This window comes from Geodermatophilus chilensis (genome assembly GCF_002802985.1).
In the GTDB taxonomy this organism is placed as follows: domain Bacteria; phylum Actinomycetota; class Actinomycetes; order Mycobacteriales; family Geodermatophilaceae; genus Geodermatophilus; species Geodermatophilus chilensis.
This window is the reverse complement of the sequence record NZ_NVPT01000051.1, coordinates 22,321-31,953: the sequence shown is the minus strand read 5'-3', so window position 1 is coordinate 31,953 and position 9,633 is coordinate 22,321. Positions and strand designations below refer to the sequence as shown.

General features: G+C 70.1%; 8 protein-coding genes and 1 pseudogene. 6 read left to right on the top strand and 3 right to left on the bottom strand.

Annotated elements, in window-relative coordinates; genetic code table 11:
• Together CNO22_RS28290 and CNO22_RS10685 are read left to right on the top strand one after the other, a co-directional pair.
• Positions 1-283: PAS domain-containing protein (locus CNO22_RS28290; RefSeq protein WP_198588241.1), on the top strand; the 283-nt coding region annotated here is incomplete at its 5' end.
• Positions 268-1,884, top strand: coding sequence for a SpoIIE family protein phosphatase (locus tag CNO22_RS10685; protein ID WP_232806947.1), 1,617 nt, complete (start codon positions 268-270; stop codon positions 1,882-1,884). The genes CNO22_RS28290 and CNO22_RS10685, both read left to right, overlap by 16 nt.
• Positions 1,885-2,156: 272 nt before the next feature.
• Here the strand turns inward: CNO22_RS10685 and CNO22_RS27600 are convergent, their stop codons facing one another.
• From CNO22_RS27600 to CNO22_RS10675, 3 genes are all read right to left on the bottom strand, one after another.
• Positions 2,157-2,294, bottom strand: coding sequence for a hypothetical protein (locus CNO22_RS27600; RefSeq protein ID WP_157936890.1), 138 nt, complete (start codon positions 2,292-2,294; stop codon positions 2,157-2,159).
• A gap of 829 nt (positions 2,295-3,123) precedes the next feature.
• Positions 3,124-4,470: an LVIVD repeat-containing protein gene (locus tag CNO22_RS10680; RefSeq protein ID WP_100499351.1), complete on the bottom strand. Its 1,347-nt coding sequence runs from the start codon at positions 4,468-4,470 to the stop codon at positions 3,124-3,126.
• A gap of 334 nt (positions 4,471-4,804) precedes the next feature.
• On the bottom strand, positions 4,805-5,398 hold the full coding sequence (locus CNO22_RS10675) for a GtrA family protein (RefSeq protein ID WP_157936889.1): 594 nt from the start codon (positions 5,396-5,398) through the stop codon (positions 4,805-4,807).
• Positions 5,399-5,467: 69 nt separating this feature from the next.
• Between CNO22_RS10675 and CNO22_RS28285 the strand changes: the two are divergent.
• The 4 genes and pseudogenes from CNO22_RS28285 to CNO22_RS10655 all read left to right on the top strand — a co-directional run.
• Positions 5,468-5,623, top strand: a pseudogene (locus tag CNO22_RS28285) (IS5/IS1182 family transposase); the annotation flags it as partial.
• Positions 5,624-5,889: 266 nt separating this feature from the next.
• Positions 5,890-7,386 (top strand): NAD(P)/FAD-dependent oxidoreductase, encoded by a 1,497-nt coding sequence (locus CNO22_RS10665; protein WP_100499349.1) that lies wholly within the window; start codon positions 5,890-5,892, stop codon positions 7,384-7,386.
• Between the two features lie 107 nt (positions 7,387-7,493).
• On the top strand, positions 7,494-7,946 hold the full coding sequence (locus CNO22_RS27595) for a hypothetical protein (protein WP_157936888.1): 453 nt from the start codon (positions 7,494-7,496) through the stop codon (positions 7,944-7,946).
• A 23-nt stretch (positions 7,947-7,969) separates the two neighbouring features.
• Positions 7,970-9,631, top strand: a complete 1,662-nt coding sequence (locus CNO22_RS10655; RefSeq protein WP_100499347.1) for a glycosyltransferase family 39 protein — start codon at positions 7,970-7,972, stop codon at positions 9,629-9,631.
• The last annotated feature ends 2 nt before the right edge of the window (positions 9,632-9,633 follow it).

Here is a 9,633-nt window from a genome sequence, read left to right as displayed (position 1 = left end):
CCGGGCCGGCTGGGCCGGCACGATCGACGCCTTCACCGAGCGCCTGCACCCCGACGACGCGGCCCGCACCCTCGGCGCGCTGCGGCACGCGATCGACACCTGCGGCGAGTACGACGCGGAGTTCCGGGTGGTCCTGCCCACGGGCGAGACGCGCTGGGTGCAGGCCGGGGCCGGGCGCTGGCCGGCGAGGGCGGGACCTCCGTCCGTCTCCTGGGGGCGGGGTACGACACGACCCAGCACCGCCACGCCGATGCCCGGGTGGCGCGGGTGCTCGAGTCGATGAACGCCGCGTTCTTCGCCCTCGACCGGCAGTGGCGGTTCAGCTACGTCAACGGCGAGGCCGAGCGGGTGCTGGGCCGCTCCCGCGGCGAGCTGCTGGGCGGCGACATCTGGCAGCTGTTCCCCGCCGCGGTGGGCAGCGACTTCGAGGCGCACTACCGCGGAGCGGCGGCCACCGGGCGCGAGCGGGTGTTCGAGGCGTACTACCCGGCACCGCTGGACGCCTGGTACGAGGTCCGGGCCTGGCCGGCGCCCGACGGGCTGTCGGTCTACTTCCTCGACGTCACCGAGCGCCGGGCCGCCGAGGAGCGGGCCCGCGCCAGCGCCGCCCGGCTCGCCCTCATCGCCGAGGCCGGCGCGGTCACCGGCGAGACGCTGGGCTCCGGCGCGGGGGAGGACGCCGCGCTGCAGCGGCTGGCCGAGGCCGTCGTCCCCGTGCTGGGGGACTGGGTCATCGTCAGCCTGGCCGGAGCGGACGGGCGGATGCGCGACGTCGGCAGCTGGCACACCGACCCGGCGCGGCGAGGTGCCGTCGCGCGCTACGCCGCGCTGCGCCTGGCCTCGATCCCGCCGGACGCCCCCGTCCTGCGCGCGCTGGCCTCCGGCCGGACGCTGACCGTCCCCGACGTCGGGGCGACGATCGGGCGCAACCTGCCGCCGGGCGAGGTCAGCGACGTCTTCTGGACCCTCGACCCGCGGACGGCGGTGACGCTGCCGCTGGCCGCCCGGGGGCGCACGCTGGGCGCGCTGAGCATCTACCGCTCGGCCGGCCGGCTGGCCGCGGACGAGGACGACATCGCCACCGCGCAGGAGGTCGCCGCGCGCGTCGCGCTGGCCCTGGACAACGCCCGCCTGTACGAGCAGCAGCGCGGGCTCGCCGAGGGGCTGCAGCGCAGCCTGCTCAGCGCCCCGCCGGCACCGGACTCCGCGGAGATCGTCGTCCGCTACCGGCCGGCGGTGGAGGTCGCCCAGGTCGGCGGGGACTGGTACGACGCGTTCGTCCAGCCCTCAGGGACGACGATGCTGATGATCGGCGACGTCGTCGGCCACGACACCGAGGCCGCTGCCGCGATGGGGCAGTTGCGCGGGCTGCTGCGCGGCATCGCCTACCGCGACGGCGTGGGCCCGGCGCAGGTGCTCAGCGACCTCGACGCCGCCGTCCAGGGGCTGGGCATGCGCACGATGGCGACCGCGGCGGTGGCGCAGGTCGAGCAGGACCCCGAGCAGCGGGACGCCGGGCTGACCACGCTGCGCTGGTCGAACGCCGGGCACCCGCCGCCACTGGTGCTGCACACCGACGGCCGGGTGCAGGCGCTGGAGACCGAGCGGCCGGACCTCCTGCTGGGCGTCGACCCGGACACGCCGCGGTCCGAGAGCGTGCTGACCGTGCGCCGCGGGACGACCCTGCTGCTCTACACCGACGGGCTGGTCGAGGGCCGCGACCTGCCGCTGGACGAGGGCATCGGTCGGCTGCGTGCCGCGCTGGCCGACCTCGGCGACCAGCCGCTGGACCGGCTCTGCGACGCCGTCATCGAGCGGCTGCGGCCCGAGCGGCTGCAGGACGACATCGCGCTGGTCGCCATCCGCCTGCACCCCCAGGGCTGAGCCGGCGATCCGGAGCGTGTGGTGTCCCGCTGGCCGCCCCTCAGCGGGGATCGTCAGCGGACGGGCCATACGGACACCTCGCCCGTACTGCCACGTCTGACCTGCGCCATTGCCGTATGGCGTTCGGCTACCGGGTGGCTGCCCACTGTTTACAGCAGCGTTGCGCCGCGGACCTCGAAGCCGACCAAGGTTTGATCGACGCGGCGCAGGCTGTCTGGGTGCAGCGTGATCCGGGCGGCCTGGGCGTTCTCGGTGATGTGGGCGGGGCAGGTTCAGCGTCGGCGTGTCCAGGCCCGCAGCGCGGTCGTCTTCCCCCAGCCGGCAGCGCTGACAACCACGCCGATCCGCCGGCGGAGCGCGACGTCGAGCAACTTCTGCGGGCCGGGCCGCTCCCACTCCATCCACGACACGGCTGATCTCGCCTCCTCACGCCTCGCGGTCGACGTCGTCGGGTTATCTGCACCCCCGTGGCTCGGGGCGCGGCCTGACGGGCCGGGTCAGCACTGGTCATGGCACGAAACGGGCCCCTCACTCCTCGCAGCGGCGATCCGGTGACGAGCTCCAGTCGTTCGAGGAGCCGTCATCCCCCTGGCCGACCGTGACCGTGCGTCGCGCACGGACGGGAAACGACATCGTGCGCGCCCGAAGCGCAGGGCGCACCGGGCGCGCCGGTGTACCGGCGGACGGGCCGACCTCGACAGCTGGGCGCAGCGCTGCCACGGACAGGCAGGACCCTGAGCGGTGATCGAGTCGTGGGAGACCGGTCACCGTCGCCGCGGCGCTGTCACTGGCCGGCCTCCCGGGCCCTGGTGTCCGTCAAGGACCTGGTCGTGGGTCCGGTCGTTACCCTGGGCGGTGGATGCACAGGCCGCCTGTCGGCCACGGACCCGATCCTCGGCCTCCTCGGTGATCCACCCGCTGCCCGGTCCGGGAGGACACCTCCCAGCTGCCGCGGGTGGGCGACGTCCACCGCATCCTGGTCCACGGCCCCACGATCCGTGCTGTGCCATGGCGTCCCCCTACGCCGAGTGCGGTGGAAGATACAGTTCCGAGACTCACAGTCCTGTGCGGAGGAGGGGTCGTACAGGGACCTTTGGCACCGTGACCGCTCCGGCACGGCTGGTGGCCGGCCGCCTCGACCATGCCTGGGTGGTCGAGGACGTCAGGCGTCCCCCGCAGGCCCTCCCGCCGCCCTCCCCGTCCGGCGGCCCGGGGTGAGGCTTCGGGACAGACGGTCGGTCATTGCAGGGTGAACTCCTGCGTCTGCGGGTTCAGGTGGTCGAGCTGAGGCGCGCCCTTCAGCTCGTGCCCGCGATAGCGGAACACGTTGAGGCCCTCGGTGATCGAGGACTCGTAGATGGAGCCGTTGTACCAGTACGACGACCAGGCGCCGCCCAGGTCGGGCGGCACGAGCGCCGGCGGGTCGGAGTAGCCGAGCGTGACCGGGTTGGCCGGGTCGGTGAACTCGGTGACCCACGTGCCGGCCTGGTAGTTGCCGCTGACGAGCACGTACCGGTCCTCCACCGGAACCACGTCGTAGTTGTGGATGGTGCAGTTCTCCGCGACGCCGTCCTGGCCGCGCGGCAGCGTCCACTGGCCGAGCTTCGTTCCGGTCCGTGCGTCGTAGAAGAAGACGCTCTTGTCGACCGGCGGGTCGACGGTCTCGCACTCGGGCTCCGCGCCGCCTCCCGGCTCCCAGCCGGCCACCAGCACCTCGCCGTCCCAGGTGAACGAGGCCGAGTGCCAGCGGCCGTTCGTGCCCGCCTGTCCGACACCGGGTTCGGTGACCGTGAACAGGAACTCCGGGTCGGCCAGGCTGCCGCCCCGGTTGCCGACGTCGAAGACGTTGATCGCGTCGGCGGAGGCGCAGGCCAGCAGGTTGGCCTTCCCCAGGATCAGGCCGGCGTCGTGGCAGCCGGTGGCGATCGCCGTGAGGGGCCCCTCGAGTGGCTCACGGCGCAGCAGGCTCGCGCCGGCCGGGTCGTCGAGCGGGACCTGGAGGACGTCGATGAAGTCGCCGGCCAGGTCCCCACCGGTGCAGCCGGTGCTGCTCGAGTTGTTGCTGTAGACGATCAACCGGTCGCCGTCCCGCGCGCCGGTCAGGGTGTGCGACCCGCACGGCAGCTCGACCGCACCGACCAGCACCGGGTCGGCCGGGTCGGAGAGGTCGAACACGTGCACGCCCTCGAAGCCGGCGGGCACGACCTGGCCGTCACAGAGCCGCGCCTCGGGCTTCTTGGCGTTCCACGAGCGCACCAGGACGTCGTCCCAGACGAAGACGTCGCCCTGGTCGCCGTTGCAGCGCTGGTGGACGATCTCCCTCGGCTCCCGCGGCGACGAGATGTCGATGACGCGGAACCCGTCGTAGTTGCCGTTGAAGGCCAGGTCACCCCAAAACGCGAGGTCGGAGTTGACGTGGCGCACGCCGTCCGGCTCGCCGAGGAAGGTCGCCGGGTGCGGGCTGTGCCCGAGCGCCTGGAGCCGCTCGGCCGGCCGGTCGCCGTGGTCGGCGGCGGCGACTCCCGGGGAGGCGGCCATCAGCACTGCGGCGGCCGCGGCGGTCAGTAGACGGGTCCGATGTCCCATGTCCTCTCCTCGACACGTCGAGCCGGGACTCCCACCGTGGCGTCAGTGGCACCGCCGAGGGTCGGCCTGACCACACGGCGGGTCAATGCCTCCGTGCGCAGTCCGGCCGTGACCGTGCCTCACCGTGATGCTGCGATGACCGTGCCGAGAGGCATGCTCTGGACACTCCGCGGAGTCCCGTGTCCTCCGCTGAGTGGCCCTCGCCCCCGGACGAGGGTGCCGAGCCGCCGCTGGTACGGCTGGCCGAGGGGACGCCCAGGCTCCCCTGGCAGCCCCGTGCGCACCACGTCAACAACGAGCCGCGCCCCACGCCCGGTCGACGATCATTTTCGGATTAGGGCACGTGACGAGTAGGGCCCGACTCACCCGGGCGCTCTTCGACCCCAGGGTCATGATCGGCACCGTCGTGCTTGTGAGACCCCTTCAACCTGGCCGATACCGAGTCGGTAGGCGGGATGGCTGGGCCGATGCTGCGCCTGGCGGCCCGGTCTTGGGACAGGAAGACCCAGCGCTTGTAGGCCAAATATCGAAAGATCGTCGCCAGGCCGGTGCCGAGGCCGACGCCGACGATATTGAGCGCAAGCACTCCGCGGATGTCCCACACGTACCGAGCCAGGCCCAGTACGGCCAGCTGGATGGCGAGACCCACCACGGTAATGACGATGAAGACGGGGTACTCACGCCGCACCCCTGTGTAGGCGCGATGTTTGAACGACCAGTGCCGGTTGCCGAAGTAGGCGAGGGTGGCCGCCACCGCGGTCGACAGAGTCCGGGAGGTCAGGACGTCGACGTCGAAGCCGAAATGGAGCAGGTTGAATAGGCTCAGGTCGACGATAAAAGCGACACCGCCGACGACGCCGAACTTTCCCAGCTCCTGCACCAGGGATGCGGCCGCGTGGGCGTACCGGCCGCGGACACAATCATTCACCTGAGTCAGGGTAGACGGCCAAGCCCACAGCGAGCGCTCAACGGCGTGCCGCTCAGGTAAGCCCGCGGCCTGGGGCGGGATCGCTGCGTGGTGGACGGCTCGCGTGTTTCGGCGCTCAAGGGGGGACCACATCGGGCCTCGCCCGTCGACCGCGATCGGCCCGGTCCCAAGCACCATCCCATCTGTGACGCTGGTGGCATCCCGCTAGCCGTGAGCCTCACCGGCGCGGGCGGCGCGGCGACCGCGACAGGTGCCCACGTCGGCGTGTGATTTACCGCTTGAAAGAGTCATTTCGTCGCTCTTTGTGACTGAACCAGCACAGTTAGCTAGCTCGCTCACTATCGTTCGTCAGCTCGGACTGGCGAGTCTCAGCAGGCGAAAGCCGCGTAAGGCAATCGTAAGGCAGCCCGAGTGTCCGCAGGGCTCCAGGCGAGTTAGAGTCCGAGGCTAGCCCGTATCGCCGCCGCCTCTCGAACTGGTCTGGAGCCTTCGTGTCGGCTACTTGCACCGTTGTTATTGGCGCCGGGCCGGCTGGCTTAACGGCCGCGTACGAGCTCGTGAAGGCCGGTCAGGGTGTCGTGGTCCTGGAGGAGAGTGACACGGTCGGCGGGCTGAGCCAGACGGTGGAGCGGGACGGCTGGCGATTTGACATTGGCGGGCACCGCTTCTTTACGAAGGTGCCTGAAGTGGAGGCACTGTGGCACGACATTCTCCCCCCCGAGGATTTCCTGATGCGGCCGAGGATGAGCCGAATCTACTATAACGGCGCGTTTTTCGACTACCCACTCAAGGCGATGAACGCTCTTCGAGGACTTGGCGTCGCCGAGGCCGCGCGATGCGTGCTGTCCTACGCCATAACCCGTATCCACCCCCCGAAAGATCAGACGACTTTCGAGGGGTGGGTTGCGGCACGTTTTGGCTGGCGGCTGTACCGAATTTTTTTCAAGACCTATACCGAGAAGGTCTGGGGCATGGAGGCGACCGAGATCCAAGCAGACTGGGCGGCGCAGCGGATTAAGAACCTCAACTTGATGACGGCGGCCAGGAGGGCTGTTCTTCCGCGCCGGAACCGCAAGGACGTGGCTAGCTTGATCGAGGAGTTCCAGTACCCGAAGTACGGACCGGGGCTGATGTGGGAACATTGCCGTAGCCGAGTTGAGGAGCTTGGCGGCGAGGTTCGGATGAGAACCGCGGTCAGTGCGGTGCGTCACCAGGAGGGGCGCGCCATCGGAGTGACGGCCACCACGGAAGGAGGTATGAGGGTATATGAGGCCGACCACGTGGTGTCTTCGATGCCGCTGAGCACGCTAGCGAAGGTGATGGATCCGCCGGCGCCGACGCATGTTCAGGAGGCGGCGGACGGCCTGCGCTACCGAGACTTCCTCACGGTGGCTCTGGTGGTTCCCCAGCGCTTCAGCTTTCCCGACAACTGGATCTACATCCATTCCCCCAGCGTAAAGGTCGGTCGCATCCAGAACTTCGGCTCCTGGTCGCCGTACCTGGTGAAGAACGACCGAACGTGCCTCGGCCTCGAGTACTTCGTCAACGAGGGCGACGAGCTGTGGAACGACAGTGACGACGAGCTTATAGCGCTCGCCAAGCGCGAGCTTGGGGCGCTGGGGCTGGTGCAGCCAGACGCGGTCGAGGCAGGTTACGTGGTGAGGATGCCCAAGGCCTACCCGGTCTACGACGCTGACTACAAGGGTCACGTCGAGGCGATTCGCGCGTGGCTCGCGGAGGTGGCGCCCAACGTTCACCCCGTGGGACGCAACGGCATGCACAAGTACAACAACCAAGACCACAGCATGCTCACCGCCATGCTGACCGTGCAGAACATCCTCGGCAATGGCCGCCACGACATCTGGAGGGTCAACGTGGAGGACGATTACCACGAGGAGCAGACCGGCAAGGCGGCGGCCGGCGGATCGGCGCGCGAGGGCGCGGGCCGGGAAGCGCCGCTGCATCCCCGGCGCCAGACGGCGGCGTGAACGTCGCTTCCCGCCACCATGCCTCCCGTGGAACCGGTGCCCACCGCAGCGCCGGCTGGCCACGGCGAACCGCATGGGTAGCGGTGCCGGTGGTGGCTGGTACCGCCGTGGCCGCCGCCGCCGTCCTGGCCCCGGCCCTGGGCGTGCTGCAACCGGACAAGCCCTTGCCTGCGGCCGGCGTGCAGACCAGCGCCGGAATCCCGGTGCCGGCCGTGGCACAGCCATGCCCCAATCAGGCTCTGGCCGGTCCGGGAGGTGAACGGTGGTGTCTCCCGCCCGACGTTACGGCAGCGGCCCTTGAGGACTGGTACGCCATGACGCTCCCGCCCCACCAGGACGCGCCCGGGTTGCGATGGTGCGTCCAGCAGGTGCAGGCGGACGGCTCCCACCGGTCGATCTGGTCTGACGGGTCGGCGCGGCTCGGCTACGACCTCCCGACTCGCCTGTCTGGGCGCCCTGGCTCGGTGGCGCCCGGCGAGGAGGGCTTGGTGGTGGAGGTGTTCCGCAACCTCGATCACTCGTGCCCGGCGGCGGCCCGCAGCAGCCGTGGTAAGGAGTGACCGGCATTCAGCGAAGGACCGGTATGAGCCCTGATCTGGTACTGGCGGGATCCGATGTTGAACGGGTCGAGCAGATTCCACCAGCAACGTCATCTCGCTGGGCGCGGCGGTCGACGTGGGCCGCTGTGGCGCTCGTCGTAGCCGCCGGTGTTGTGCTGAGGACGTACACCGCGTCGGCGCTCTGGCTCGACGAGGCAATCAGCGTGAGCATCTCCAGCTTGCCCCTGCCGGACGTCGATGACGCCCTACGCCGCGACGGCGCCCCTCCGCTGTATCCGCTCATCCTATGGGGGTGGGAGCAGTTCTTCGGCGATGGGCAGAATGCGGTGCGCGCCTTGTCCGCCGTTTTCGGGATCGCGGCGCTACCGGTCATCGCGGTCGCCGGGCGACGGCTCGCCGGCGAAGCAGGCGCCATGGCTTCGCTGCTGTTGCTTGCCGTCTCCCCGTTTGCCGTCTACTACTCGACCGAAGCGCGCATGTACAGCCTCGTCGTGCTGCTGGTGCTGTTGGGCTTTCTGGCGCTCGATGGTTACCTTCGGGCACCGGGCCGGGTGCGAGGCATCGCGGTCGCCTTGCTGAGCGGGACACTCGCCTTGACCCACTACTGGGCGCTGTTCCTGCTTAGTACTGTCGCGGGCGCGCTGCTCCTGCGGCGATGGCGCGAGGGTCGACGGACCGACGCACGGGCCGCTGGATGGATGATCACAGGGGGGTTCTTATTCCTGCCCTGGCTCCCATCGTTCCTCTTTCACGTTCGGCACACCGGCACCCCGTGGAGCGAGCCACCGTCGCTGTCTGACCTGCCTGACCTGGTGAAGGTGCCTGTCCGATGGGCCAGCGGCCCGGGCCAGGCGGGCAGCGGGGCGGTGCTGCTCGCACTGGTGCTCCTGCTGCTCGCCGTCCTCGGGTCCACGACCGTCCGGCTCAGCCGGGCAGCTTTCGAGCTGGACCTGCGCGGCAGACCACCCGGGCGAGGTCTGGCGATCATCATCGCGGCGACGCTGGTGCTGGCGCTCGTCATTTCCAGGACCATGGGCGGTGCCTTCGTCGCTCGTTACACCAGCGTGGTTTTCCCGATCTTCATCCTGCTCGCTGCCGTCGGTGCCGCACGGCTGCCCTTTCGGGTCCGGACGCCTGTCCTGATCGTCGCGGCGCTGCTCGGGCTGGCTCTCGCGCTCCCGAACCTGACGAACAGCGGCAAGACACAAGCTCCTGTGCTAGCCGCCGCGCTGCGCGCGGAGGCCATGCCCGGTGACGTGGTCGTGTACTGCCCCGACCAACTCGGGCCGGCGGTCAGTCGACTGCTGCCGGCAGGACTTCATCAAGAGGTCTACCCCGGCGGCGGTGAGCCGGCGCGGGTGGACTGGGTCGACTACCAGGCTAGAAACCTCAACGCGGATCCGGTGCAGTACGCGCGGCGCCTATCGGAACGGGCCGGGGACCGCGTGATCTGGCTGGTGTCCCACGCGGGCTACCGCACCTATGAGGGGCATTGCCAGACACTCGTGCACGAGCTGACCACCCTGCGAGGGCAACCCCTGTGCCTGGTCGAGAGCGACGGCTACTACCTCGAGAGAGCAGACGTTCGAGGATGGGCAACGGCAGCCGAGCCGCGGTCCGCTCTCGCCGAGCGGCCCCAGGACTGCGCTCCAGACCAGGTCCCCTTTGGCGTCGTTGAGCCATAGCG

Excerpts from the sequence above, each read along its gene's own strand:
- CNO22_RS10680 (WP_100499351.1), bottom strand. The coding sequence starts at position 4,470 with ATGGGACATCGGACCCGTCTACTGACCGCCGCGGCCGCCGCAGTGCTG.
- CNO22_RS10655 (WP_100499347.1), top strand. The coding sequence starts at position 7,970 with ATGAGCCCTGATCTGGTACTGGCGGGATCCGATGTTGAACGGGTCGAG.